The organism is Erwinia sp. QL-Z3 (assembly GCF_004551645.1).
Classification (GTDB): Bacteria; Pseudomonadota; Gammaproteobacteria; order Enterobacterales; family Enterobacteriaceae; genus Erwinia; species Erwinia billingiae.
In genome coordinates this window covers 3,450,727-3,476,054 of sequence record NZ_CP037950.1, presented here as the reverse complement: position 1 = coordinate 3,476,054, position 25,328 = coordinate 3,450,727, and the positions used below count along the sequence as shown (strand labels likewise).

Below are 25,328 nucleotides of genomic sequence, written 5' to 3'. Positions count from 1 at the left end.
ACAGGATGAATTGTCAGCCTTTTTTTATTTTAAAGGTTACTCATTAAGCTCTGAGGCTGCCGCAGCAAGCAGAGCCGCTTCGCGTTGAGCCAGTACCCGTTCAACGGTTTCGACAATCGCCTGGGTATGAGGATCGATTTCAATATTCACCCGATCGCCCAGACGTTTCTCGCCCAGCGTGGTTCTCGCCAGCGTTTCAGGAATAAGGTGGACGCAGAATTTAGTTTTGCTCACTTCACCCACCGTCAAACTGATCCCATCAATGCCAATAAAGCCTTTATGGAGGATATATTTCATCTGCTGAGCGTCCTGCGGCTTGAACCAGATTTCGCGATTATTCTCAGAGGTAATTATTTTGCTGATTTCTGCGGTGGTCATAATGTGCCCGGACATCAAATGACCGCCAATTTCATCGCTGAATTTTGCCGCACGTTCAACGTTAATCGTATCGCCGACGTTAAGGTCGCCAAGATTAGTAATACGCAGTGTCTCTTTAACCAAATCAAAACTGACGCGATCGCCCTGCACTTCAGTTACCGTCAGGCAGCAGCCATTGTGAGAAACAGATGCGCCCAATTCCAGACCCGGCAACAATTCAGCCGGTAAGCGGACGATATGCGTACGGAAATTAGGTTTCTCTTCAATTGCCAGCACCTCTGCGGTGCCCTGCACAATACCGGTAAACATAGTCATGGCCTCAATAATTGAATTCTTGTACTAGTTTGCCCTGGCTAAGTGAGAAAACCAAATGCAACCGGATGATTTAGCGTGACATGAAGAGCTATTCTTAACGCGAATCATTGGCTATTTCCTCTGCGATCATTACACTGTGCGGCCTGCCCTGCTGATAATTCGCTAAAATAACGTTTTTTGCCTTCGCAGAGCCCCTTCCTCCCGCTAATTCAATAGGTGTATAAGTGCAGAAGTACCTGACAGAGGCGCGTCAATTATTAGCGCTGGCAATCCCGGTGATCCTTGCGCAAGTTGCGCAAACCGCTATGGGTTTTGTTGATACCATTATGGCCGGCGCAGTGAGCGCCACGGATATGGCCGCCGTCGCCGTGGGCACGTCTATCTGGTTGCCTACCATTCTCTTCGGCCATGGTCTGTTACTGTCACTTACGCCTGTTGTTGCTCAATTCAACGGCTCTGGCCGACGCGATCGCGTGGCTTATCAGGTTCGTCAGGCTTACTGGCTGGCCGGCGTGGTGTCTATTGTGATCATGGTGGTGCTGTATAACGCCGGATTTGTTATCCGTTCGATGAAGAATATCGACCCGAAAATGGCCGAGATTGCTGTCGGCTATCTGCATGCGCTGCTCTGGGGTGCGCCGGGCTATCTGTTCTTCCAGGTCATGCGCAATCAGTGCGAAGGGTTGTCTAAAACCAAACCTGGCATGGTGATGGGCTTTATTGGTCTGCTGGTGAATATCCCGGTTAACTATATTTTCATTTATGGTCATTTCGGCATGCCGGCGCTCGGCGGCGTGGGCTGTGGCGTGGCAACGGCTTCGGTCTACTGGGTGATGTTTATCGCCATGAAGTACTGGGTCAGCCGCGCACGATCGATGCGTGATATCCGCCTGACCGATCGCTTCACCCGTCCCGATCATGCGGTTCTCTGGCGCCTGTTCAAGCTCGGCCTGCCGGTGGCACTGGCGCTGTTCTTTGAAGTGACGCTGTTTGCCGTGGTTGCCCTGCTGGTTTCCCCCATGGGCATCGTCAAAGTGGCGGGCCATCAGATCGCACTGAACTTCAGTTCGTTGATGTTCGTGCTGCCGCTTTCGCTGGGTGTGGCGACCACCATCCGGGTTGGATTCCGCCTGGGTCAGGGCTCAACTGAAGCGGCCCGGGTTTCTGCCTGGACTGCGCAGGCGGTTGGCGTGTCGCTGGCCTTGATAACCGCGCTGTTCACCGTCACCTTCCGTGAACATATCGCCCTTCTTTATACCGATAACCCGGAAGTGATCACCCTTGCCGCTCATCTGATGCTGCTGGCGGCGATTTATCAGTTCTCTGATTCTATCCAGGTGATCGGTAGCGGTATTTTGCGCGGCTATAAGGACACCCGGTCGATCTTCTTCATCACCTTCATGGCCTACTGGATACTCGGCTTACCGTGCGGATATGTTCTGGCGATGACCGACTGGGTAGTGCCAGGCATGGGGCCAGCCGGTTTCTGGATCGGTTTTATTATCGGCCTGACCTCTGCGGCAGTGATGATGGTGTGGCGGATGAGGCGTCTGCAACAACAACCGGCAGCGGTGATTCTGGCGCGCGCAGCACATTAATTTTTCGGCGATTTTCTGCCGATGATGTTCAAAATTGCTGCGCTTCGCACAGTTGCGCAGCAGTCGCGAAGAAAAAAGCAGATTTCCGCTTGCCAGCCGTTGAGGCTGTCGTTAATATTCGTCCCCGCTGTTACCAAGACAGCAATCAGTGCGTTCTTAGCTCAGTTGGTTAGAGCACCACCTTGACATGGTGGGGGTCGGAGGTTCGAGTCCTCTAGAACGCACCACAGTGCGTCCGTAGCTCAGTTGGTTAGAGCACTACCTTGACATGGTAGGGGTCGGTGGTTCGAGTCCACTCGGACGCACCATTCGTTTCGCGTTCTTAGCTCAGTTGGTTAGAGCACTACCTTGACATGGTAGGGGTCGGAGGTTCGAGTCCTCTAGAACGCACCATCTCGCCTTACTCTGCGTTAAATCCTAAAAACCCCCGTCTCTTTTTTTGCGCAACAAGCTGATCTATCGCAACCTTTGCCACACTCCCTGCTGCTTTTTAATTGGTTTTCGCCAACTTAACTACTATAATGTGCAACGTTGTTTCACTTGAATGGTTTCAGCGTATGGTTGACCCTATAGCAAAAACGATAGCATGTTGCGCAACGCACTCTTGCGCGCGCGCTGAAACCGCGTCTCAACTTCCCCTGCACGCTTTACCACAGTCACCTATTCTTATTTTGTATCGCAGTTCGCCTTTCAGGCACGAATTCTTAGCCGGCGCTTTCCAGCTCCCGGGATCTCGCTTTTCTCATCCATCACAACTTAATAGATAACTCGTCATGAAAAAGACTAAGATCGTTTGTACTATCGGTCCAAAAACCGAATCCGAAGAAATGTTGACCAACCTGCTTGATGCAGGCATGAACGTAATGCGCCTTAACTTCTCCCACGGCGATTACGAAGAACACGGTAAACGTATCTCAAATCTGCGTGCCGTGATGAGTAAGACCGGACATCAGGCGGCTATCCTTTTGGATACCAAAGGCCCTGAAATCCGCACCATGAAACTGGAAGGCGGCAACGATGCCTCGTTGAAAGCCGGCCAGACCTTTACCTTCACCACTGACCAGTCAGTGATTGGTAATGATTCTCGCGTCGCAGTGACTTATGCAGGCTTCACCGCCGATCTGAAAATCGGTAACACCGTGCTGGTGGATGACGGTCTGATCGGAATGGAAGTGACTGAAGTCACCGAAAACACCGTGGTCTGTAAAGTGCTGAACAACGGCGACCTGGGCGAAAACAAAGGCGTTAACCTGCCGGGCGTTTCTATCCAGCTGCCTGCACTGGCTGAAAAAGACAAACGCGACCTGATCTTTGGTTGCGAGCAAGGCGTGGACTTCGTGGCCGCGTCCTTTATCCGTAAGCGTTCAGACGTGCTGGAAATTCGTGAGCACCTGAAGGCGCACGGCGGCGAGCACATTCAGATCATCTCTAAAATCGAAAACCAGGAAGGCCTGAATAACTTCGACGAGATCCTCGAAGCGTCTGACGGCATCATGGTTGCTCGTGGTGATTTGGGCGTTGAAATCCCGGTTGAAGAAGTGATCTTCGCGCAGAAGATGATGATCAAGAAATGTAACCGCGCTCGCAAAGTGGTGATCACCGCGACGCAGATGCTGGATTCAATGATCAAAAACCCACGCCCTACCCGTGCGGAAGCTGGCGACGTGGCGAACGCCATCCTGGATGGGACTGACGCCGTCATGCTGTCTGGTGAAAGTGCCAAGGGTAAGTACCCGCTGGAATCAGTGACCATTATGGCCACTATCTGCGAGCGTACTGACCGCGTGATGAAGAGCCGTATCGACTCTCAGCATGACAACCGCAAAATGCGCATTACCGAAGCGGTATGCCGTGGCGCCGTTGAAACTGCCCAGAACCTGGAAGCGCCAATCATCGTGGTTGCGACCGAAGGCGGTAAATCAGCCAAGTCAGTGCGTAAGTACTTCCCGAACGCCACTATCCTTGCGTTGACCACTAACGAGCAGACGGCTCGTCAGTTGCTGTTGAGCAAAGGTATCATCACTTCTGTGGTGAAAGAGATCGCCTCTACTGACGATTTCTACCGTTTAGGTAAAGAAGCCGCGCTCGCTAGCGGCTACGGTGTGAAGGGTGATGTGGTAGTCATGGTTTCTGGTGCGTTAGTACCAAGCGGAACTACCAATACTGCCTCTGTGCACGTGCTGTAATAGAAGATTACGCCTTGTAGATAAAAAGCGCCCCGAGAGGCGCTTTTTTTACAACTTGTGTTAAGGCCTTTCATAAAACTTCCATTTGAAATTAACCGTTCGAATAGAAAAATCTTAAGATGTGTCCGATTAAAGTAGCCTGTTTTAGCTAATTTTTTTGCATAAAACTGGAAAGACGGTGCATCTTTGAGCGAACGATCAAATTTAAGCACGTTCTCATCAAAAATTTATTCTCATTAGAAAATACTTTGTGTAATACTTGTAACGCTACATGGAGATTAACTCAATCTAGAGGGTATAAATAATGAATCGTACTAAACTGGTACTGGGCGCGGTAATCCTGGGTTCAACTTTGCTGGCTGGCTGTTCAAGCAACGCTAAAATCGATCAGCTGTCTACCGACGTGCAGACTCTGAACGCTAAAGTTGACCAGCTGAGCAACGACGTGAACGCAATGCGTTCTGACGTTCAGGCTGCTAAAGACGACGCAGCTCGCGCTAACCAGCGTCTGGACAACCAGGCTCACTCTTACCGTAAGTAAGAGTTCTGGTTTGAAAATGGCGCACATTGTGCGCCATTTTTTTTGGCTTTTTTTCAGCTTCCCTGCTGACCTCTTCTTCACTTCCCTTCCTGATATCCTGCTATAACCGACAAGGGTATGCTAAACGCGCCACAATCAATTCTGCGGGGTTTCGCCCTCAGCCTGACTCACGGTTGCCGGTTCCGCTTTCGCGCGCTCAGAATCGCTCTGCTGCATAATGGCAGGCATCGGCGTATCTGAGGTCACCGCTTCACCCTGACTCACCAGCACCGGCATGCCTGAACGGCGCGCTAAAACCTCTTTAATCACCTCAGCGTCGCTGTGCTCGCTTTTAACGAACTTCTTGCCCGTGGCATTAAGTGGCAGCGGCATGGTCTGCGGATCGTCCTTATCGCTGTGTGAGAGCGGCTGATGGACCTCCAGATAGCGTTTGCCATCCGGTTCAACGGCATACTTCACCGGTTGGTTGATAATCTGCACCCTGGTGCCTTTCGGCACGCTGTTGAATAGCGCCTCGATATCATCCGGTCTGAGACGAATACAACCTGAACTGACGCGCATGCCGATACCAAAATCCGCGTTGGTACCATGGATCAGGTAGTGCCCCTGTCCGTAAGCCAGGCGCATCGCATACAGCCCCATTGGGTTGTCCGGACCCGCAGGCACCGTCACCGGCAAGGTTTTGCCTTCAGCGGCGTAGCGTTTACGGATATTGGGAGTGGGCGTCCAGGTAGGATTTGGGATTTTCTGGCTAACACTGGTGACCATCGGTGGCGTGTTCGCGCCCAGCTGGCCGATGCCGATTGGATAAACCACCACTTTGTTTTCCCCTTTCGGGTAGTAATAAAGCCGCAGTTCCGCCACGTTCACCACGATCCCTTCCCGCTTAGTATCCGGAAGCAGCATTTGCGTAGGAATGGTCAACTGACTGCCCGCTTTGGGTAACCAGGGATCGGTGCCGGGATTCGCTTCTAACATCCCCAACAAGCCAATTTTGTATTTGGCGGCAACGACTTCCAACGGGCGACCGTCATTGGGTACGGTATAGGTGGAATTTTCGCCGATTAAGCGGCTGTTATCTGCGGGCAAAGGATAGTCGGTGGCGCGGGCATACTGCGTTGAGGTAAGGAGTGTCAGGAGCAATGCGGCAAGAGGAGACAAAGGTTTCATGCGAATTTCTCGGTTAGGATGAAGAAACTTCCCGCGTGCGAAGCGGGAAGTCTGTCGAGAAGTGTAGCAAGTTAGCCCTGGCTGAGAACCTGAGCTTTTTGGCGAATAGCGCGGATCATCGCTTCCAGCCCCTGAGAACGGGAAGGCGTAAGGTGCTGAGCTAACGCCAGCTGTTCGAAAAAGGGACGCACATCAAAGGCCAGAATTTCTGCGGGTGTCATCTGCTGATACAGAATAAAGACCACCGCAATCAACCCCTTAACGATCGCTGCATCGCTGTCACCATGTAACTGAACACGGCCGCTGTCATCGGTGCTCATCAGGATCCACACCTGACTCTGACAGCCAGAAATGGTGTTTTCCGGCTGATGCAATGATTCAGATAATTCTGGCAACATCGCGCCTAATTCAATGACGTACAGATACTTCTCTTCCCAGTTCGCACAGCGGGTAAAGTTGCGAACCAATTTTTCTTTCTCTGGCAAGGTTGCCATTCGTTCCTCCGAAAGCCGCCGGGCAATCAGCCCAACAGACGGTGTATACGTGTCAGTCCTGCCGCCAGGCGGTCGGCTTCTTCTTCGCTGTTATACAGCACGAAAGAAGCACGACACATCGCCGGCACGCCGTAATGGGTCATCAGCGGCATGGCGCAGTGGTGGCCAGTGCGGATAGCAATACCGTACTGATCGAGGAAGCTACCGACATCGTAGGCATGATGCTGTCCCAGATTGAAGGCGATGACGCCTGCACGCTGCTGCGGACCGTAAATCACCAAATCGGGAACCGAAGCCAGCTTGTCGAGGGCATAACGCATCAGCGACTGCTCACGCTCCTGGATAACGTCCAGACCCAGATCGGTTACCCATTTTAACGCAGCGCCCAGGCCGATAATGCCACCGGTGTTCGGTGAACCGGCTTCAAAACGCCATGGTGCCGCGTTATAGGTGGTCCCTTCAGTCAGGCTGACGTTGGCAATCATCGATCCGCCGCCTTCCCAGGGTGGCATCTGATCCAGCATGGCTTTACGCCCATACAGGATGCCGATGCCGGACGGTCCATAAATTTTATGCCCGGAGAAGGCATAAAAATCACAGCCGAGATCCTGCACATCGATGGTCTCATGCATTATCGCCTGAGCACCATCGACCAGCGTCGCCACGCCTGCGGCTTTCGCCTGCGCGATAATCTCTTTCACCGGGTTTACCGTGCCAAGCACGTTAGACACCTGAGTCAGAGCCAGCATGCGCGTGCGGCTGTCGATCAGACCTGGCAGCGCCGAGAGATCCAGCTCACCGGTGTCGGTCAGCGGGATAAAACGGATTTCAGCACCGGTACGCTGGGCCACCATCTGCCACGGAACGATATTGGCATGGTGTTCCATCGCGGTGATGATGATGTTGTCACCCGCCTGTAACTGACTTCCGCCCCAGCTGCTGGCAACCAGATTGATTGCCTCAGTGGTGCCTTTAACAAAGACAATCTCTTCTGGCGAAGCAGCATTAAGGAAACGTGCCGCCTGAATGCGGACGTTTTCCATTTCGGTGGTCGCTTCTGCACTCAGGGTATGAATACCCCGGTGCACAGCGGCATAGCCATGTTGATAAAAATGGCTTTCAGCATCGATCACTGCTTGCGGCTTCTGGGCGCTTGCGGCGCTGTCGAGATAGGCCAGAGGCTGGCCATTCACTTCTCGCGACAGAACCGGAAATTCAGCCCGGACGCGTGCCAGGTCAAAACTCATTGAAGGCCTCCAGGGAAACGCTGAGCAATACGTTGCATCACCGCTTCTTTCAGCACCTCATCCGTAATGGCTTCAGTCAGTTCGGCGGCAAAGGCGTAGATAATCATGCGCTGGGCAGACTCTTCGTTAATCCCGCGGGCACGAAGGTAGAACATCTGCTCATCGTCAATACGACCAATGGTTGCACCATGGCTACACTTCACGTCATCCGCGTAGATTTCCAGCTGAGGCTTGGTATCCACTTCGGCCAGGCGGCCCAGCAACAGGTTGTTGTTGGTCATCTGTCCGTCGGTTTTCAGCGCATGCTTCGCCACTTTAATCATGCCGTTAAACACCGCACGGGCTTTATCACGCACGATGGTTTTGTGCAGCTGACGGCTCTGGCAATGACCTTTGTTATGCTCAAGGTAAGTGCGGCTGTCGCAAACTTCTTTGTCTACTGGCAACATCAGGCTGTTGATACCCAAATCGGTACCCTCACCGTTCAGCTGAACGCTGGTGTTGTGGCGAGTCAGGCCCGCGCCCAGCAGGAAGCTGTGGCTTTTCACATTCGCGTCACGCTCAATCACCAGATCGTTGTGCGAGAAGTGATAGCTGCTGTTATGTTCAAACGCCAGTTTGTAATGCTTCAGCTGGGCGTTGTTCGCAACGTTAGCGGTGAAGCGTGCGCCGGTGAAATGACTGGCTTCGTTCAGGCTGACGTAGTGCTCAATAATGGTCGCTTCCGCGCCTTCATCTAACTGCAGATGATGACGGTAATGCGAGGTGCTCATTTCTGCCTGCGCGCTGCTGCTGATGTGCAGCATATACAGCGCACGTGCGGCCGATTTGCCACGGGCAAGGTGAATTGACGTCACCTCTTCCGCCAGGCTTTCGGTCAAATGCAGGAACACTTCCGCTTGCACAGGTGCGCTTAATTCGCGACGTTGCGCTGAATCCGTCACCTGAACGTTAAACAGATCGAATTCGCTGTCGCTTAAGGCGGCATTGAAGCGGCCATCAACGAAGACCATTTTGATCGCGTCAATATCCAGCGCCAGGGCTTTAACCTGCTCTGCCGTCACGTCAGCCGCTGTTGGTGCCGCAAACTGATGGTCGAACAAGCCTTCCAGCGGGGTGTATTTCCAGTTTTCCTGCTTGCGCGTAGGCAGGCCTAAACGCAGCACCTGCTGCCAGTGCTGCTGCGCCTGCAGGGAACGGTTAGCGCTCTGCGTTTCAAACATGTGATGCCACTGCTGGAGGGCATTGTCACTATTCCTGGTCGGTAAGCCAGCCATAGCCTTGCTCCTCGAGTTGTTTCACCAGCGAGAAGTCACCAGACTTCACAATCTTGCCCTGATACAGCACGTGGACGAAGTCAGGCTTGATGTAATCCAGGATACGCTGATAGTGAGTGACGATGATGAAGGCACGCTTGCCATCACGCAGCGTGTTCACGCCGTTGGCAACGGTTTTCAGGGCATCGATATCCAGACCGGAGTCGGTTTCATCCAGAATGCACAGCTCAGGTTCCAGAGCCGCCATCTGCAGAATGTCGTTACGTTTTTTCTCACCGCCGGAGAAGCCGACGTTTACTGAACGGGTCAGCAAATCTTCAGGCATTTTCAGCAGCTGAATTTTGTCTTCGATGAAGTCCTGGAAATCAAAACGGTCCAGCGCATCCTGATCGCGGTATTTGCGCACTGAGTTGACGGCCGTCTGCAGGAAGAACTGGTTGCTGACGCCTGGGATCTCAACCGGGTACTGGAAAGCCATAAAGATGCCTTCGCCAGCGCGATCTTCAGGGGAGAGTTCCAGCAGGTCTTTGCCTTTAAAGCTGACCGAACCACCGGTGATTTCGTACTCTTCGCGGCCCGCCAGCGTGGCAGACAGCGTACTTTTACCTGAACCGTTTGGGCCCATGATCGCGTGAACTTCACCCGCTTTCACCTCGAGGTCCAGCCCGCGCAGGATCTCTTTATCTTCAATGCTAACCTGTAAATCTTTAATACTTAACATAGTGTTTCCCTGGCAGTGCTGTCCGGCACTGCGCTGAATGACCGTTAGCGCGGGGGCTTAGCCCACGCTGTGTTCAAGGCTGATCGCCAGCAGTTTCTGCGCTTCCACCGCGAATTCCAGCGGCAGTTCGGAGAAGACGTCTTTACAGAAGCCGTTCACAATCATCGAAATTGCGTCATCTTCACTGATGCCACGCTGCAGGCAGTAGAACATCTGATCTTCACCAATTCTTGACGTCGTCGCCTCATGCTCCAGCTGTGCCGTGTTGTTACGCACTTCCACATACGGGAAGGTATGCGCGCCACAGTCAGCACCAATCAGCATCGAGTCACACTGGGTGAAGTTACGGGCATTGGTTGCCGTCGGCATGATTTTCACCAGACCACGGTAGGTGTTCTGACTTTTGCCCGCTGAGATACCTTTAGAGATGATGGTCGACTTGGTGTTCTTGCCGATGTGGATCATCTTGGTGCCGGTATCCGCCTGCTGATGACCGCTGGTCAGCGCCACAGAGAAGAATTCACCGACCGAGTTGTCACCACGCAGGATCACACTTGGGTATTTCCAGGTGATCGCCGAGCCGGTTTCAGACTGCGTCCAGGACATCTTGCTGTTCTCACCTTCACACAGTGCGCGCTTGGTAACGAAGTTCAGGATACCGCCTTCAGACTCGCCGCCGGAGAACCAGTTCTGCACGGTGGAGTACTTCACTTCAGCATCTTTATGAATGATGACTTCAACAACGGCCGCGTGCAGCTGATAGGTGTCGCGAACCGGCGCGGAACAGCCTTCGATGTAGCTGACGTAGCTGCCTTCATCGGCGATCAGGATGGTGCGCTCGAACTGACCGGTTTTCGCCGCGTTGATGCGGAAATAGGTCGACAGCTCCATCGGGCAACGGACGCCTTTCGGGATGTACACAAAAGTACCGTCAGAAGCCACCGCAGAGTTCAGCGCAGCAAAGAAGTTGTCGTTAGCAGGAACCACGGTGCCCAGATACTGTTTAACCAATTCCGGGTGATCGTGGATCGCTTCGCCGAAGGAACAGAAGATAATCCCCTGCTCTGCCAGCTTGCCACGATAGGTTGTGGAAACCGATACCGAGTCAAAAATCGCATCAACAGCCACTTCCTGACCTTCACGAACCGGGACGCCAAGCTGCTTAAAGGCGTTCTCCACTTCTTCAGTCAGGTAGTTAGCAGGCGTCGCACCGGAAGTCTGCTGGGCACCAGGCTCGGAAGCACAGCTGTCATCACAGTTGCCGCACGATGGCGCGGAGTAGTAGCTGTAATCCTGGTAATCCAGCGATTTGTAGTTCGCCTTCAGCCAGTGCGGCTCTTCCATTTCCAACCAGGCAGCAAACGCCTTCAGGCGGAATTCAAGCATCCACTCTGGCTCGTTACGCTTGGCAGAAATCGCGCGCACAACGTCTTCGTTGATGCCGTTTTCAAATTCTTCGGTTTGCAGCTGAGTGAAGAAACCTTCTTTGTACTTCTGATGGTTTCCTTCCCAGACCTGCACATCATCCGATGTATCAGTGTTTCGGGACATAAGTTTTACTCAACGCCAAAGCTCTCACCACAGCCACAGGCGTGTTGAGCTTTAGGATTATTAAATTTGAAAATCTGGTTCAGACCTTCACGAACGAAATCTACTTCGGTACCGTCGATGAAAGGCATAGCCTGCAGAGGCACATACAGATGCGCGCCCTGATGGGTAAAGACCAAATCGTCGTCGGCAGGCTCTTTCACCATATCCATGGTGTAGCCAAAACCGGCGCAGCCAGACGTTTTCACGCCGAGCTTTAAGCCCTTCACTTGCGCATCATCGGCTGCCAGCACAATGATCTGTTTTGCGGCGCTGTCAGTGATGGTCAGTCCCTTCCAGACGTAGTCGTCGGGAGAAAAAGAAGCCGTAGTTGCTGATGGCATAACATTACCTCGTGAGTCGATAGCCGTTAAGGCTAATGCCCCTATGTTAGTGATAATGAATATCGCTTCAACCTCTTGTTTTGCAGGGATTAAGGCCAAATGGGGTTTTTTAGCCCTCTTTATTCAGTTTAGACCCTGTAAGGAGGATTGCGATCTGCGTCACGCGTCGATTTAACGTAATGGTAACACATTGAAAACAAGTCAGTAAATCCAGGCGCGTTTACGCTAAACGGGAATAATACTCATTTTAACTCTTTCAGCGTCGCCAATTATCGTTATGACCAATTTATCTGAGAGGCCGCATTTATCGATAAAAATTTCTTACGGTGACGTTGAATTATACACCAGTTACTCTATGATAATGATTATCATTAACGAGTGAGCCCTAAAATGAATCTGTCGATAAGTGCCTGGCTGCAACACAAGATTGACGAATACAAATATTCCGTTCGTGATATCACCGTCGATTACTACATGGCACAAGCCAAAGTAGACCGTCCGGAATGCACCCTCGAACAACTGCGCAAATTCAATGATACCTGCCTGGATATGGCCGAACTTTGCCAGCTTAACGGCGACGACCACAGCTACCTGCATGCCATGGGAAAACTTCACCATCGCCTGGTTCAGGAGTTGGGAAACGCCGAACGTGACAGGTTGTTCCGTATGCAAGCCTGGCAGCTAGCCCGACACTCGCTTACCCGCTTGTGCCATCAACTGGCAATGAGCGGCGAATGGGATAAAGCCACCAAACTGCAAAGCGAATTCGTTAAGCACGCATCCTGGATACTGTGAGGCGTCCGGGCGCGATTTTAAAGGCCCAGAAGTATATCACTCTTTTGCGCTGGCTGATATCACCGTGGTAGTGAGCCTGGAGCTGCAGCACAGGCGCTGCTGCGGGTCATAAACCTCAATCTGCCAGACCTGGTGACGACTGCCCAGGTGCAGTGCGCGGCAGACTCCCCTCACCTCTCCTTCGCGCACTGAGCGCAGATGATTGGCGTTAATTTCCAGTCCAACGATACGATCATCGCCTTCGGTACAGAGATAGCCCGCCATCGAACCCAGAGTCTCTGCCAACACGGCGGACGCGCCGCCGTGTAACAGGCCAAAAGGCTGACGCGTGCGGGCATCCACCGGCATTGTTGCCGTCAACGTCTGCTCATCCACCACGGTGAAGACGATGCCCAGATGCGCCACCAGCGTGCCCTGGCTGCGCTGGTTAAGCTGCTCCAGCGTGAATTCACGCTTCCAGATTGTCATCAGATTAACTCCAGTAACGCCTGTAAGGGATGACGCATGCCGTTGCCTTCCACACGCTTCACCTGACTGCGGCAGGAGTAGCCGGTGGCCAGACAGCGTTGGCGAGGCAGTTTTTGCAGCGCCTGATGCCACGAGAGCTCGTAAATGCCCAGCGAGTTTTCCAGGTTTTTGCTTTCGTGACCGTAGGTTCCCGCCATGCCACAGCAGCCGACGCTGATGTTTTCCAGCTTCGCGCCGAAACGGGCAAAAATCCCTTCCCATTGTTTGGTCGATGCAGGCAATGCCGTCACTTCGGTACAGTGGCCAAAAAGATACCAGGCCTCCTGATTGCCAGGCTTGACGTCCTGAGGCGGAAGCGCCTGTTGCAGCCACTCATGCACCAGCTGCACGTGGAAGTCACCACGCCGATCTTTCAGGATCTCTTTGTACTCATCGCGATAGCACAACACCAGCGCCGGATCGACACCGACCAGCGGCAGCTCCAGTTTTGCCACGCGATTGAGGAAATCGGCGGTTTTCCTGGCGGTTCGCGCAAAGCTCTGCAGGAAACCTTTCACATGCTGCGCTTTTCCGTTCGGTGAGAAAGGCAGCACCACCGGTTTGTAACCCAGCTTGCTGATAAGCTTGACGAAGTCTGTTACCAGCTGCGCTTCGTAATAGCTGGTAAACGGATCTTGTACCACCAGCACATGGCGCTCGCGATCCGCCGGACTCATCGCTTCCAGCGATTCCAACGTGGTGCTGATGGCGGGCTGACCCGCGAGCTGCTTTTTCAGGTTCGGCGAGGAGAGCAAAGGCAGATCGACCATGCCCACATGCCGTTTACTCATCTCCCGCACCAGCGGCTGGCGCAGGAAGAAGTTAAAGAATTTCGGCGCCTTGGCCATCAGCGGCGCGTAGCTCTCCACGGTGCCAACCAGATAATCACTGGCCGGACGCAGATAGCGTGTGTGATAGAGCTGCAGGAAGCGTGAGCGGAAGCCCGGCACATCAATTTTGATGGGGCACTGCGTGGAACAGGCCTTACAGGCCAGGCAGCCGGACATGGCTTCTTTAACCTCATGGGAGAAGTCATATTCGCCACGGCGCGCGTACCAACTGTTGCGGGTGCGCTCAATCATTCCCCGCAGGGTAACTTTGGCTTCCGGCAGACGCTTTTCCAGCTCCAGCGGATCAACGCCCTGCTCCGCCAGCAGCCGCAGCCATTCACGGGTTAAGGTTGCGCGACCTTTGGGAGAATGAATGCGGTTGCCGGTGATTTTCATCGATGGGCACATAGGGCTGCGCACATCAAAGTTAAAGCAAAGTCCGTTGCCGTTACACTCCATGGCACCGCGCCAGTCGCTACGGACAGCGATCGGGATTTGACGATCGTAAGTGCCGCGCTTGGTGGCATCCACTCTCATCATTGGCTCGTCGACGCCTATTGGCGCACAGATTTTACCCGGATTGAGCCGGTTAGCCGGATCGAACACCGCCTTGATGTGGCGAAGATCGTTAAACAGCTCTTCGCCAAAGAATTCCGGGCTGTACTGTGCGCGAAAGCCCTTGCCGTGTTCTCCCCACAGCAGCCCGCCATAGCGAGCCGTCAGCTCGACCACTTCATCAGAGATTTGCTTCATCAGCATCTCTTGTTGAGGGTCACACATGTCCAGCGCTGGACGCACATGCAGCACACCCGCATCCACGTGGCCAAACATGCCGTAACTCAGGTTATGGCCGTCCAGCAGCGCACGGAACTCCACGATGTAGTCAGCCAGATGCTGCGGCGGAACACAGGTATCTTCCACAAACGGGATCGGCTTGGCGCGGCCTTTGGCATTGCCCAGCAGGCCGACCGCTTTTTTACGCATCGCGTAGATGCGCTCAATGCCGTCGAGATCGTCGCACAGCTGATAGCCAATCACGCCCGCCTGGCGATTGCTGATCAAGCCATCCAGTCGCTGACAAAGTGGCTCAAGCTGGCTGTCGATCAATGCCTTATCGTCACCGGCAAACTCGACAATATTCAGGCCGAGCATCTCCTGGTCGGGCACATCGGTAATCAACTCGCTAACCGAATGCCAGACGATATCTTCACGCGCCAGATTCAACACTTTTGAATCGACGGTTTCGACCGACAACGCTTTGGCTTCAACCATAAAAGGTGCACTGCGCAGTGCCGAGTCAAACGAGTCGTACTTGATATTCACCAGACGGCGAACTTTCGGGATCGGCGTGATATCCAGCCGCGCTTCGGTAATAAAGGCCAGCGTGCCTTCGGCGCCACACAGGATCCGCGTCAGGTCGACATGCTGAAGATCGTCGCTGACCACATGACGTAAATCGTAGCCGGTCAGAAAACGGTTCAGTTTCGGGAATTTATCAATGATGTTCTGGTGACGATCGCGGCAGCGTTCGAGAATGGTGCGGTAAATGCGGCCTTCATTACTCTGTTCTTTCGCCAACGTTTCAGCAAGCGCAACGGGAATACTGCGGGTGTCGAGAATATCGCCGCCCAGTAACACCGCTCTCAGGCCAGTCACGTGATCTGAGGTTTTGCCGTACACCAGCGATCCCTGCCCCGACGCATCGGTGTTGATCATCCCACCTAAGGTGGCGCGGTTGCTGGTTGAGAGTTCAGGTGAGAAAAAATAGCCAAAAGGTTTCAGGTAAGCATTGAGCTGATCTTTAATGACGCCAGCTTCAACCTTTACCCAGCCCTGTTCAACATTGATTTCAAGGATGCGGTTCATATGGCGGGACATGTCTACCACGATCCCCTGATTCAGGGATTGCCCGTTAGTGCCGGTTCCGCCGCCCCTGGGAGTAAACACCAGGCTGTGGAAGCGTTCTTCACCCGCCAGACGGGCGATAAGCGCCACATCGGCCGTGGAACGGGGGAAGAGAACCGCATCAGGAAGGAGCTGATAGATGCTGTTGTCGGTGGACATGGTAAGACGGTCGGCATAGCTGGTGGCGGTATCGCCGTTAAAACCCTGCTGCTCTAACGCCTGCAAAAAATTCAGCACCAGTTGAACGAGGCCTGGCGCCTGGGAAATCTGTGGGATCATTATCGGGTGACCAGAATGTTGGGTAAACGATTGCTATTGCTGACTCTGTTTTTATCACATTTTTTTATGACCTGTCGCGATCTCAACAATATAGCTGAAAAGAATCGCGTGCCGTTTCTGTCGAAAATGCGTTTAATGCATCATGCTAAGGGATGTTCGGGGAGACAAGGGGTCTTCCGGGAGTATCCCGTCTGTTTTTCTCGCTGAGGTTACCGTGTCAACCATAAAGAACGTGCAAAAAAAAGGCTGGGATTTGCCGCAAATCGTCTTCTCGCTGATGTTTATCATTTTGATGATTGTGGCCTGTTTTTGGGTGGTTCAGCCCTTCGTGCTGGGCTTTGCCTGGGCCAGTATGGTGGTGATTGCCACCTGGCCATTGATGATCAAACTGCAGGGCCTGCTGTGGGGCCGACGCTCGCTGGCGGTGATTGCCATGACGCTGCTGCTGATCCTGCTGTTTGTGCTGCCGGTATCGGTGCTGGTCAACAGCCTGATTGACAGCAGCGGGCCGGTGATCGCCTGGGCCTCTGCCGGGCACATTCAACTCCCCGACATGCACTGGATGAACAGCATTCCGCTGGTGGGCAGAAAGCTGTTTTCCGCGTATCACAACCTGGTGCAGGGCGGCGGCAGCGCGATGATGACCAAAGTGCAGCCTTATATCGGCCGCACCAGTGGCTTCCTGTTTGCGCAGGCCGGGCATTTCGGCCGCTTTATGATGCACCTCGGTCTGATGCTGCTGTTCAGCGTGTTGCTTTATGCCCGGGGTGAACAGGTGGGTCATGGCATCCGTCATTTCGCCTTCCGCCTGGCCTCGCGCCGTGGCGATGCGGCGGTATTGCTGGCCGGTCAGGCGATCCGCGCCGTGGCGCTGGGCGTAGTGGTCACCGCGCTGGTCCAGGGCTTGCTGGGCGGTATTGGTCTGGCGATATCAGGCATTCCTTATGCTACCGTGCTGACGGTAGTGATGATCCTCTCCTGCCTGGTTCAGCTGGGTCCGCTGGTGGTGTTAATCCCGGCGATTGTCTGGCTGTACTGGACAGGTGATACCACCTGGGGAACGGTGCTGCTGATCTGGAGTTGTGTGGTTGGCACGCTGGATAACGTGCTGCGACCAATGCTCATCCGCATGGGCGCGGATTTACCGATGATCCTGATCCTTTCAGGCGTGATTGGCGGACTGATTGCCTTTGGCATGATTGGCCTGTTTATCGGTCCGGTGGTGTTGGCCGTTTCTTATCGTCTGGTGTCGGTCTGGGTGCATGAAGCGCCGGCGCCGGAAGATGACCCGCTTGAAGTGGTTGAAGAACTGGCAGAGATCGAACACGAACACAGCGCAAAATAATCCTTCCTCTGCGGCCAGCTTGCCTGGCCGCTTTCGTAATTAAAAAAATGTGCGTCACGTCTTAATTCACTTTGATTAGGGTTTTTTACCAGAAAAGCGCATTTTTCACCCTTTTAGCTGATAACACCTGGTAATTGATTACCAGATATACAGTTTCCCAAACGATGTCACCCGGGATCTGTCACAAAAGGTTATGGGTTTTAAACTAATAAGAGGATTCTTAATGACTCCCCCTGCCCGGCTGAATAGTATGAATGACATGTTTATGATCAAACCGCTGATTTCTAAACAACCTTTTTCCCCTGAGTAAACTAAAGAATTGCTGTGTGTAGTCTTTGCCCATCCCATGTGATGGGCTTTTTTTTGCCTGTAGAAAAGCAAAAAGGCCAGATAAACTGGCCTTCGGGGTTATTACAGCGAAATCTGCTACTTTTTCGGTATTTCCGCCAGGCTTAACCAGGTCTGAACCACCGTATCTGGGTTAAGAGATAAACTGTCGATTCCCTCATCCATTAGCCACGCTGCAAAGTCTTCATGATCGGATGGACCTTGTCCGCAGATACCCACGTATTTCCCTTCTTTTTTCGCCGCGCGGATGGCCATTGAAAGCAAGGCTTTAACCGCTTCATCACGCTCGTCAAACAGTGCGGACACCACGCCGGAGTCTCTGTCCAGTCCCAGCGTCAGCTGAGTCATATCATTCGAGCCAATAGAGAAGCCGTCGAAGTATTGCAGGAACTGTTCAGCCAGCAGCGCATTGGACGGGATCTCGCACATCATGATTAGCTTGAGTCCATTCTCGCCGCGTTTCAGGCCCTGACGCTCTAACTCCTCAACAACGGCTTTAGCCTGCGCGACGGTACGAACGAACGGCACCATGATTTCAACGTTGGTCAGTCCCATATCGTTACGCACGCGTTTTACGGCTGCGCACTCCAGCGCGAAGCAGTCACGGAAGCTGTCTGCAACGTAGCGACCTGCACCACGGAAGCCGAGCATCGGGTTTTCCTCTTCCGGCTCGTAGCGCTCGCCGCCCACCAGGTTTGCGTATTCGTTGGTTTTAAAATCGGACAACCGTACGATGACGCGCTTCGGTGAGAAGGCGGCGCCCAGGGTGGAGATCCCTTCGGTCAGACGCGCAATATAGAACTCAACCGGATCGTCGAAGCCTTTCATCATCGAGCGGATTTGCTTCTGCAGTTCCGGCGTTTGCTGGTCAAACTCCAGCAGCGCTTTAGGGTGCACACCAATCATGCGGTTGATGATGAATTCCAGACGAGCGAGGCCCACGCCTTCATTTGGCAGGCAGGCAAAGTCGAAGGCACGATCGGGATTGCCGACGTTCATCATGATTTTCAGCGGCAGCTTCGGCAGTTCATCAACCTGTGAACTCTTCACTTCAAAGTCCAGCAGATCGTTATAGACGTAGCCGGTATCCCCTTCAGAACAGGAAACCGTGACCTTGTGGCCATCCTTAAGAATATCCGTCGCGTTGCCGCAACCGACCACCGCAGGAATACCCAGCTCACGGGCGATGATCGCCGCGTGGCAGGTACGTCCGCCACGGTTAGTGACAATCGCCGAGGCTTTTTTCATGATCGGTTCCCAATCCGGGTCGGTCATGTCGGTAACCAGCACGTCACCTTTCTCAATGCGGTTCATTTCGCTGATGTCGTGAATGACTTTGACTTCACCGGCACCGATGCGATGGCCGATTGCACGTCCTTCCACCACCACCGTACCTTTGCCCTGCAGCGTATAGCGCTCCATCACCTGGCCGTTGGAACGGACGGTTTCCGGACGTGCCTGCACGATAAACAGTTTGCCGGTGTGGCCATCCTTCGCCCACTCAATGTCCATCGGACGCTGATAGTGCTTCTCGATCAGCATTGCCTGGGTGGCTAAGGCTTCAATCTCTTCGCTGGTCAGGCTGAAGCGATCGCGCTCTTCTTCAGGCACATCTTCAATCCGCACCTGCTCACCGTGCTCTTGAGAGTCGGCATAAACCATGCGGATTTTTTTGGACCCCATGTTACGACGGACAATCGCCGGCCGACCGGCAGCCAGCGTCGGTTTGTGCACATAGAATTCGTCGGGGTTAACCGCGCCCTGCACCACCATTTCACCGAGGCCATAAGCCGCAGTGATAAATACCACCTGGTCGAAACCGGATTCGGTATCAATGGTGAACATCACGCCTGCAGAACCCAGATCTGAACGCACCATACGCTGAACACCGGCAGACAGCGCCACGCCACGATGGTCGTAGCCCTGATGCACGCGGTAAGAGATGGCGCGGTCGTTAAACAGGGAAGCATAAACATGCTTAATGGCAATCAGCACGGCATCGAAGCCCTGCACGTTAAGGAAGGTTTCCTGTTGGCCGGCGAAGGAGGCGTCCGGCATATCTTCTGCCGTGGCGGAAGAACGTACCGCGAACGAGGCTTCCGCATCATCGGAGGAGAGCTGCTCGTAGGCTTCACGCACGGCCTGTTCCAGCGCGGGCTGGAAAGGTGTTTCGACAATCCACTGGCGGATTTGCTTACCCGCTTTTCCCAGTTCATCAATATCATCAATATCGGTCTTATCCAGCAGATCGTAGATACGCTGATTGACGCCGCTTTGATCGAGGAACTGATTGAATGCATCTGAGGTCGTCGCAAAGCCGTTCGGTACTGAAACGCCGAGCGAGGACAAATTAGTAATCATTTCACCCAGGGAAGCATTTTTGCCACCCACCCGATCAACATCGTTCATGCCAAGCTGGTTATACCAGAGCACAAGCGGCAGTTCGCCTTTATTGGACATTGAAACAATCCTTTTAAGATTAATGAATAATATGAGGACAGAGTAGTGCGTTTTGAGCCTGGCACATTCCGGTGTTGGAAAGAAACTGTTGAATCGATCAAGCGGATTAAAAATGTCATTTTAAGAAAACTCCGCGCTGTTTTGCGGCGTTGCGCAACGGAGGGAATAAGATAAGTCTTTATCTTTCAGGCGCCTGCTCACAGTTTTCTCTTTATCAGAGTAAACGGGTTGCGCAACAAAACTTGATGAAGAATTAGAATGCTTTTTTAACTAAGGGCTATTTTTATGAATAATAAAAGGGAACGTCATTTCATAAATTGGCTTTTTTTCGCCTTAATCTCAGTTTATAAAAATAAAAAGTTCATATCATTAACTTATGGAGCGTTTATTTTATTTTGCAGGCAACATCACTATTTGCTTTCACAGGCTGGATTAATTTAGTCTGAAATGATGCACAGCGAACGGAGATAAAATGGACGTGAACAGCGAGAGAAGTGTTTTTTATATTTCAGATGGCACAGCGATTACGGCTGAAGTGCTTGGACATGCGGTGCTGTCCCAGTTTCCGGTTGGGATCAACAGCGTAACCCTGCCGTTTGTGGAGAATGTGCAGCGCGCGCAGGCGGTCAAGGCACAGATCAATGCCTTATACCTGAAAAGCGGCGTACGTCCTCTGGTGTTTATTTCTATCGTGACGCCGGAGGTCCGGGAAATCATTCTGCAGAGCGACGGTTTCTGTCAGGACATCGTCCAGTCACTGGTGGCGCCTTTGCAGCAGGAGTTGGGCATTGCGCCCGCGCCGGTCGCCAACCGTACCCACGGCCTGACGGCCAATAACCTGGGCAAATACGATGCCCGTATTGCCGCGATAGATTATACCCTGGCGCATGATGACGGGATTTCCCTGCGTGGGCTGGAAGATGCTCAGGTAATTTTACTGGGCGTTTCGCGCTGCGGTAAGACCCCAACCAGCCTTTACCTGGCGATGCAGTTTGGTATCCGCGCCGCCAACTATCCTTTTATCGCCGATGATATGGATAACCTGAAGTTGCCCCCTGCGTTGAAGCCTTTTCAGAATAAGTGTTTTGGGCTGACCATCGATCCGGAGCGTCTGGCCGCCATCCGTCAGGAACGGGCGGAAAACACCCATTACGCCTCGATGCGTCAGTGTCGCCTTGAAGTCGGCGAAGTTGAAGCGCTGTTCCGCACCACCCAAATTCGTTACCTCAACAGCACCAATTACTCGGTCGAAGAGATCGCCACCAAGATCCTCGACATCATGGGACTGACCCGCCGGATGTATTAATTAGTGATATTTATCGCGTTACGCCCGATTAGCGGGCGTTTGCGGTTGAAATCATCGCTGGTTGGTTTATTGTGATCGCCATCACTTCCCGGTACTCCTGCCGCTGCGAAGAAAAAAATTTAGAGATGGTTATGAACAAAACAGATGAACTGCGGACCGCGCGCATCGAGAGCCTGATTACGCCTGATGAACTGGCAAAACGGCACCCGATCACCCCGGCCATCGCAGCCAACGTCACCGACTCCCGTAAGCGTATTGCCCGTATTCTCTCCGGCGAAGATCCTCGTCTGCTGGTGGTGATTGGTCCGTGTTCCCTGCACGATCCCGAAGCGGCGGTCGATTACGCCCGCAGGCTGTGTGTACTGCGTGAGAAGCACCAGTCGCGCCTTGAAATCGTTATGCGCACCTATTTTGAGAAACCGCGTACCGTTGTCGGCTGGAAAGGATTGATTTCTGACCCGGATCTGGATGGCAGTTTCCGCGTGAATCACGGTCTGGAGATTGCCCGCAAACTGCTGCTGGACATCAATGCGTTAGGCATGCCGACCGCCACCGAGTTCCTCGATATGGTGGTTGGGCAGTTTATCGCTGACCTGATCAGCTGGGGTGCCATTGGGGCCCGCACCACTGAGAGCCAGATCCACCGCGAAATGGCGTCAGCTCTCTCCTGCCCGGTCGGGTTTAAAAATGGTACCGATGGCAATATTCAGATTGCCGTAGATGCGATCCGCGCCGCAAGAGCCAGCCATATGTTCCTGTCGCCGGACAAGCATGGTCAGATGACCATCTACCAGACCAGCGGCAATCCTTCCGGCCATGTCATTATGCGTGGCGGTAAACAGCCGAACTATCATGCGGAAGATATTGCAGCGGCCGCAGCCAGCCTGCGTGAGTTCAAACTGCCGGAGCAGCTGGTGATCGACTTTAGCCATGGCAACTGCCTGAAGCAGCATCGCCTGCAAAAAGAGGTGTCAACGTCGGTCGCACAGCAGATCCGTGAGGGCTCGCGGGCCATTGCCGGCGTGATGATTGAAAGCTTCCTGCAGGAGGGTACGCAGAAGGTTGAGTCCGGCAAACCGCTGGTGTACGGCCAGTCGATTACCGACCCGTGCCTGAACTGGGAAGACAGCGAAGCCGTGCTGGCGCATCTGGCTGCGGCGGTGGATGCTCGCTTCTGAGGGTAAAGCGTTAACTTCAGTGATGGGATGCAGCAACCCCGCTGCATCCCCTTTGCTCACCTGCGATCCCCACCTGCCAGTCGACATCGAAGATCACGGTAGGCCACGCAATCGCCACTAAAATCAGCTCGAACAGCTTACTTCAAGCTTTTTGCCCCAGTCTGGCGGGCGCTGCATCAAATCGGCAAATTCTGGCGCATCGGCATAAGGCTGGCTCAGCGCCTGGTGCAATCTGCTCAGCACGCTGATGTCATCCTTTTCGGCCTGCTCGATCGCCTGCTGTGCCAGGTAATTACGTAACACGATGGCGGGATTGGCCTGCTTCATCTGCTGCTGGCGATCTTCATCGCTACGCTCTTCTTCCAGCACACGCTGTCGCCAGATGTTGTACCAGCTGTCAAACGCCTCACGATCGATAAACTCGTCACGCAGCGGTGAAGTGGAACCCTGCTGTACCGAATCAGACAGCTGACGGAAGGTCCAGGTGTAGTCGCTACCCTCTTTGGTCATCAACGCCAGTAACCCGGTCAGGATATCGTTGTCATGCTTGCCCTGCGTGGTGAATCCAAGTTTGGCGCGCATCTGCTGGCCCCAGCAACGCATCAGCTCGGGCTCGTATTCTGCCAGCGCCTGCTTCAGCTGCTCGGTGGTCATCAGGCCCGACAGCGCATGAGCCAGGCGATTCAGGTTCCACAAGCCCACCACCGGCTGATTTTCAAAGCTATAACGCCCCTGGTAATCTGAATGATTACAGATAAAGTCAGGCTTGTAGTCATCAAGGAATCCGTAAGGACCGTAATCCAGCGTCAGGCCGAGAATCGACATATTGTCGGTATTCATCACGCCGTGAGCGAAGCCCACGCTTTGCCAGTGAGCAATCAGGCGCGCGGTTCTGCGGACGACGTCAGTAAACCACAACCGATAGCGATCCTCTTCGTCCTGCCACTGTGGCCAGTGATGGCGGATGGCATAATCGGCGAGTTCGCGGACTTTTTCCGGCTGCTGATTATAAAAGAAGTGTTCGAAGTGACCAAAACGCAAATGGCTTTCCGCCACGCGCAGCAACATCGCCCCGCGCTCCGTGGTTTCACGGTAAACGGGCTCATCGCTGGTCACCACAGTTAACGCGCGGGAAGTGGGGACGCCAAGATGATACATCGCTTCAGAAGCCAGGAACTCGCGCAGAGAGGAACGCAAAACGGCCCGGCCATCTCCCATACGGGAATAAGGCGTTAAGCCCGCCCCTTTCAGGTGCCAGTCCATTTTACGGCCATCCTCCAGCCGTTGCTCACCCAGCAAAATCCCTCTTCCGTCGCCTAACTGACCGGCCCAGACGCCAAACTGATGGCCACTGTATACCTGCGCCAAAGGCTGCATGCCCGGCAGCAGAGACTCGCCGCTCCAGATACCAATTTTATCCGCAGCAAACCAGCTGTCATCAAGCCCCAGCTCAGCGGCAAGCCCGGCACTGTGATAAAGCAGACGTGGATTTTTTAACGGCGTGGGCGTGAGCGCGGTGTAAAACCCCTCAAGCTCCTGATGCCAGGTGTTAGTAAACTGCATGAGATCCCCTTGCGATATGCCCGTGCGGTCGCGACCGGACCGCAGGCAAACTATCGGTTAGTGTAAACCGCCTCGCAGCAGCTTAACACGGATACAGAAAGGGGTTATTAATGCGGCAGGCCCTGCAACTCTTTAGGAGGATGAATCAATGACGAGAGGGCGTCTTCGCCAACGGGCGAAAATAGTGCGCTTTGTATTCCGTCAAACTGGAAATGGCTGATCTTTTCCAGACCGGATAAATCATCAATTCCCTGAACGATTATCTGATGGCAGTGCGGTTTGATATGATCCAACACTGTACTTATAAATGGTTTAAAAGAGAGCTTGTTGATATTGTGTTTAATAAAGCCTTTGTCGAGTTTGATGCGGTAGAACAGATCGTCATACACCGCTTTCGACGGCGCTTTACCGGATCCGTAATTTTCCAGACTTAAGTCAAATCGCTCACTTAAAGCCATTAATTCCGGATGGTCTTTACCCAGTTTTAAATTCGGGAAGCTTTCATTAATTTCAAGCTCAAGCCATTCCAGCGCATCCAACTTTTTCGCCAGAAAATCACTATCAAGGATCGCCTGTGAGGTGATGTCATCAATTTTCAGCGTCACCTTCACACCCTGCTGGCGAAAGAAGTCGTGATGTTTTTCAATGCTGGCTATCTGGCTTTGCAACAGAAGAATACGTTGTTCGCTGTCCATTTGCGGCAGCAACATTTCTTGCGGCATGACGACATTGGCTGTGGTATGGGAAAAATGCGTCAGCAATTCGACAGCGATTAAAAGGCCGTCAAAGCTGTAAACTGGGTAGAATGCTGTGTAACTTTTATAATCCGCTTCCAGATGGATTTTCATTTTATTCAGCCATGATGAAGTGCCAATTCGTGCACCCTGCTTCACCGCTAATGGCAATTAACAGTGCCAATATTAAGTGAGATTGTCGCATAAAAAGCAAAATAGA

General features: G+C 53.2%; 20 protein-coding genes, 3 tRNA genes and 1 other RNA gene. 11 read left to right on the top strand and 13 right to left on the bottom strand.

Translation table 11 applies throughout. The features are described 5' to 3' along the window. Positions 1-36: 36 nt before the first annotated feature. A complete protein-coding gene (locus tag E2F51_RS16820) occupies positions 37-687 on the bottom strand; it encodes a riboflavin synthase subunit alpha (RefSeq protein ID WP_134824896.1) in 651 nt (216 codons plus the stop codon). A 230-nt stretch (positions 688-917) separates the two neighbouring features. On the opposite strand from E2F51_RS16820, the gene E2F51_RS16815 reads away from it, so the two are divergent. The 6 genes from E2F51_RS16815 (at position 918) to E2F51_RS16790 (ending at position 5,018) form a co-directional block, all read left to right on the top strand. Next, positions 918-2,291, top strand: a complete 1,374-nt coding sequence (locus tag E2F51_RS16815; protein ID WP_134824005.1) for an MATE family efflux transporter — start codon at positions 918-920, stop codon at positions 2,289-2,291. A gap of 150 nt (positions 2,292-2,441) precedes the next feature. Beyond that, positions 2,442-2,518, top strand: a tRNA-Val gene (locus E2F51_RS16810). Positions 2,519-2,522: 4 nt separating this feature from the next. Next, a tRNA-Val gene (locus tag E2F51_RS16805) sits at positions 2,523-2,599 on the top strand. An 8-nt stretch (positions 2,600-2,607) separates the two neighbouring features. Further along, positions 2,608-2,684: transfer RNA gene (locus tag E2F51_RS16800), tRNA-Val, on the top strand. 380 nt (positions 2,685-3,064) lie between these two features. Beyond that, positions 3,065-4,477: a pyruvate kinase PykF gene (pykF, locus tag E2F51_RS16795; protein WP_053143479.1), complete on the top strand. Its 1,413-nt coding sequence runs from the start codon at positions 3,065-3,067 to the stop codon at positions 4,475-4,477. A gap of 304 nt (positions 4,478-4,781) precedes the next feature. Continuing rightward, positions 4,782-5,018 carry a major outer membrane lipoprotein gene (locus E2F51_RS16790; RefSeq protein WP_013201929.1) on the top strand — a complete coding sequence of 79 codons (237 nt, stop codon included), beginning with the start codon at positions 4,782-4,784 and terminating at the stop codon, positions 5,016-5,018. 135 nt (positions 5,019-5,153) lie between these two features. On the opposite strand, the gene E2F51_RS16785 is transcribed toward E2F51_RS16790, so the two are convergent. The 7 genes from E2F51_RS16785 to sufA all read right to left on the bottom strand — a co-directional run bounded on the left by E2F51_RS16785 (position 5,154) and on the right by sufA (position 11,858). Beyond that, positions 5,154-6,188 carry a L,D-transpeptidase family protein gene (locus E2F51_RS16785; RefSeq protein ID WP_134824004.1) on the bottom strand — a complete coding sequence of 345 codons (1,035 nt, stop codon included), beginning with the start codon at positions 6,186-6,188 and terminating at the stop codon, positions 5,154-5,156. A 71-nt stretch (positions 6,189-6,259) separates the two neighbouring features. Continuing rightward, positions 6,260-6,682, bottom strand: a complete 423-nt coding sequence (gene sufE, locus E2F51_RS16780) for a cysteine desulfuration protein SufE (RefSeq protein WP_105759138.1) — start codon at positions 6,680-6,682, stop codon at positions 6,260-6,262. 26 nt (positions 6,683-6,708) lie between these two features. Beyond that, positions 6,709-7,929: a cysteine desulfurase SufS gene (gene sufS / locus E2F51_RS16775; RefSeq protein WP_013201926.1), complete on the bottom strand. Its 1,221-nt coding sequence runs from the start codon at positions 7,927-7,929 to the stop codon at positions 6,709-6,711. Then, positions 7,926-9,206, bottom strand: a complete 1,281-nt coding sequence (gene sufD / locus E2F51_RS16770) for a Fe-S cluster assembly protein SufD (RefSeq protein WP_053143483.1) — start codon at positions 9,204-9,206, stop codon at positions 7,926-7,928. The genes sufS and sufD overlap by 4 nt, the downstream gene beginning before the upstream one ends. Beyond that, entirely contained in the window at positions 9,181-9,927 is a 747-nt protein-coding gene (gene sufC, locus E2F51_RS16765; protein ID WP_013201924.1) for a Fe-S cluster assembly ATPase SufC, read from the bottom strand. Before sufC ends, sufD begins: the two co-directional genes overlap by 26 nt. 57 nt (positions 9,928-9,984) lie before the next feature. Next, positions 9,985-11,478, bottom strand: coding sequence for a Fe-S cluster assembly protein SufB (sufB, locus tag E2F51_RS16760; RefSeq protein WP_013201923.1), 1,494 nt, complete (start codon positions 11,476-11,478; stop codon positions 9,985-9,987). A gap of 5 nt (positions 11,479-11,483) precedes the next feature. Further along, positions 11,484-11,858: a Fe-S cluster assembly scaffold SufA gene (sufA, locus tag E2F51_RS16755; protein ID WP_013201922.1), complete on the bottom strand. Its 375-nt coding sequence runs from the start codon at positions 11,856-11,858 to the stop codon at positions 11,484-11,486. 390 nt (positions 11,859-12,248) lie between these two features. On the opposite strand from sufA, the gene E2F51_RS16750 reads away from it, so the two are divergent. Then, complete coding sequence (locus E2F51_RS16750; RefSeq protein WP_013201921.1) at positions 12,249-12,653, top strand: hypothetical protein; 405 nt, start codon at positions 12,249-12,251, stop codon at positions 12,651-12,653. A 36-nt stretch (positions 12,654-12,689) separates the two neighbouring features. On the opposite strand, the gene E2F51_RS16745 is transcribed toward E2F51_RS16750, so the two are convergent. Then, positions 12,690-13,121, bottom strand: coding sequence for a hotdog fold thioesterase (locus E2F51_RS16745; RefSeq protein WP_134824003.1), 432 nt, complete (start codon positions 13,119-13,121; stop codon positions 12,690-12,692). Next, on the bottom strand, positions 13,121-16,174 hold the full coding sequence (locus E2F51_RS16740) for an FAD-binding and (Fe-S)-binding domain-containing protein (RefSeq protein ID WP_134824002.1): 3,054 nt from the start codon (positions 16,172-16,174) through the stop codon (positions 13,121-13,123). Before E2F51_RS16740 ends, E2F51_RS16745 begins: the two co-directional genes overlap by 1 nt. Positions 16,175-16,397: 223 nt before the next feature. Here E2F51_RS16740 and ydiK point away from each other — a divergent pair, with 223 nt between their 5' ends. Both ydiK and rprA read left to right on the top strand, forming a co-directional pair. Beyond that, entirely contained in the window at positions 16,398-17,519 is a 1,122-nt protein-coding gene (gene ydiK, locus E2F51_RS16735) for an AI-2E family transporter YdiK (protein ID WP_041692286.1), read from the top strand. A 257-nt stretch (positions 17,520-17,776) separates the two neighbouring features. After that, an RNA gene (gene rprA, locus E2F51_RS16730) (antisense sRNA RprA) lies at positions 17,777-17,886 on the top strand. A gap of 59 nt (positions 17,887-17,945) precedes the next feature. On the opposite strand, the gene ppsA is transcribed toward rprA, so the two are convergent. Beyond that, positions 17,946-20,327 carry a phosphoenolpyruvate synthase gene (gene ppsA / locus E2F51_RS16725; protein WP_013201917.1) on the bottom strand — a complete coding sequence of 794 codons (2,382 nt, stop codon included), beginning with the start codon at positions 20,325-20,327 and terminating at the stop codon, positions 17,946-17,948. Positions 20,328-20,799: 472 nt separating this feature from the next. Here ppsA and E2F51_RS16720 point away from each other — a divergent pair, with 472 nt between their 5' ends. Together E2F51_RS16720 and E2F51_RS16715 are read left to right on the top strand one after the other, a co-directional pair. Further along, positions 20,800-21,633: a pyruvate, water dikinase regulatory protein gene (locus E2F51_RS16720; protein ID WP_013201916.1), complete on the top strand. Its 834-nt coding sequence runs from the start codon at positions 20,800-20,802 to the stop codon at positions 21,631-21,633. Between the two features lie 131 nt (positions 21,634-21,764). Further along, the gene (locus tag E2F51_RS16715) at positions 21,765-22,811 is read left to right on the top strand and encodes a 3-deoxy-7-phosphoheptulonate synthase (protein ID WP_013201915.1); all 1,047 of its coding nucleotides are present in this window, start codon (positions 21,765-21,767) and stop codon (positions 22,809-22,811) included. A 123-nt stretch (positions 22,812-22,934) separates the two neighbouring features. On the opposite strand, the gene E2F51_RS16710 is transcribed toward E2F51_RS16715, so the two are convergent. Together E2F51_RS16710 and E2F51_RS16705 are read right to left on the bottom strand one after the other, a co-directional pair. Then, positions 22,935-24,374, bottom strand: coding sequence for a protein adenylyltransferase SelO (locus tag E2F51_RS16710; protein WP_013201914.1), 1,440 nt, complete (start codon positions 24,372-24,374; stop codon positions 22,935-22,937). 107 nt (positions 24,375-24,481) lie between these two features. Continuing rightward, positions 24,482-25,222: an EAL domain-containing protein gene (locus E2F51_RS16705; RefSeq protein ID WP_134824001.1), complete on the bottom strand. Its 741-nt coding sequence runs from the start codon at positions 25,220-25,222 to the stop codon at positions 24,482-24,484. Between the last annotated feature and the right edge of the window lie 106 nt (positions 25,223-25,328).

Bases quoted from the DNA above. Each gene is read 5' to 3' on its own strand.
- E2F51_RS16790 (WP_013201929.1), top strand. From the start codon at position 4,782: ATGAATCGTACTAAACTGGTACTGGGCGCGGTAATCCTGGGTTCAACT.
- E2F51_RS16820 (WP_134824896.1), bottom strand. From the start codon at position 687: ATGTTTACCGGTATTGTGCAGGGCACCGCAGAGGTGCTGGCAATTGAA.
- sufD (WP_053143483.1), bottom strand. From the start codon at position 9,206: ATGGCTGGCTTACCGACCAGGAATAGTGACAATGCCCTCCAGCAGTGG.
- E2F51_RS16715 (WP_013201915.1), top strand. From the start codon at position 21,765: ATGAACAAAACAGATGAACTGCGGACCGCGCGCATCGAGAGCCTGATT.
- E2F51_RS16710 (WP_013201914.1), bottom strand. From the start codon at position 24,374: ATGCAGTTTACTAACACCTGGCATCAGGAGCTTGAGGGGTTTTACACC.
- sufC (WP_013201924.1), bottom strand. From the start codon at position 9,927: ATGTTAAGTATTAAAGATTTACAGGTTAGCATTGAAGATAAAGAGATC.
- E2F51_RS16705 (WP_134824001.1), bottom strand. From the start codon at position 25,222: ATGAAAATCCATCTGGAAGCGGATTATAAAAGTTACACAGCATTCTAC.
- sufS (WP_013201926.1), bottom strand. From the start codon at position 7,929: ATGAGTTTTGACCTGGCACGCGTCCGGGCTGAATTTCCGGTTCTGTCG.
- E2F51_RS16750 (WP_013201921.1), top strand. From the start codon at position 12,249: ATGAATCTGTCGATAAGTGCCTGGCTGCAACACAAGATTGACGAATAC.
- sufE (WP_105759138.1), bottom strand. From the start codon at position 6,682: ATGGCAACCTTGCCAGAGAAAGAAAAATTGGTTCGCAACTTTACCCGC.
- ppsA (WP_013201917.1), bottom strand. From the start codon at position 20,327: ATGTCCAATAAAGGCGAACTGCCGCTTGTGCTCTGGTATAACCAGCTT.
- E2F51_RS16745 (WP_134824003.1), bottom strand. From the start codon at position 13,121: ATGACAATCTGGAAGCGTGAATTCACGCTGGAGCAGCTTAACCAGCGC.
- sufB (WP_013201923.1), bottom strand. From the start codon at position 11,478: ATGTCCCGAAACACTGATACATCGGATGATGTGCAGGTCTGGGAAGGA.
- pykF (WP_053143479.1), top strand. From the start codon at position 3,065: ATGAAAAAGACTAAGATCGTTTGTACTATCGGTCCAAAAACCGAATCC.
- sufA (WP_013201922.1), bottom strand. From the start codon at position 11,858: ATGCCATCAGCAACTACGGCTTCTTTTTCTCCCGACGACTACGTCTGG.
- E2F51_RS16720 (WP_013201916.1), top strand. From the start codon at position 20,800: ATGGACGTGAACAGCGAGAGAAGTGTTTTTTATATTTCAGATGGCACA.
- E2F51_RS16785 (WP_134824004.1), bottom strand. From the start codon at position 6,188: ATGAAACCTTTGTCTCCTCTTGCCGCATTGCTCCTGACACTCCTTACC.
- E2F51_RS16740 (WP_134824002.1), bottom strand. From the start codon at position 16,174: ATGATCCCACAGATTTCCCAGGCGCCAGGCCTCGTTCAACTGGTGCTG.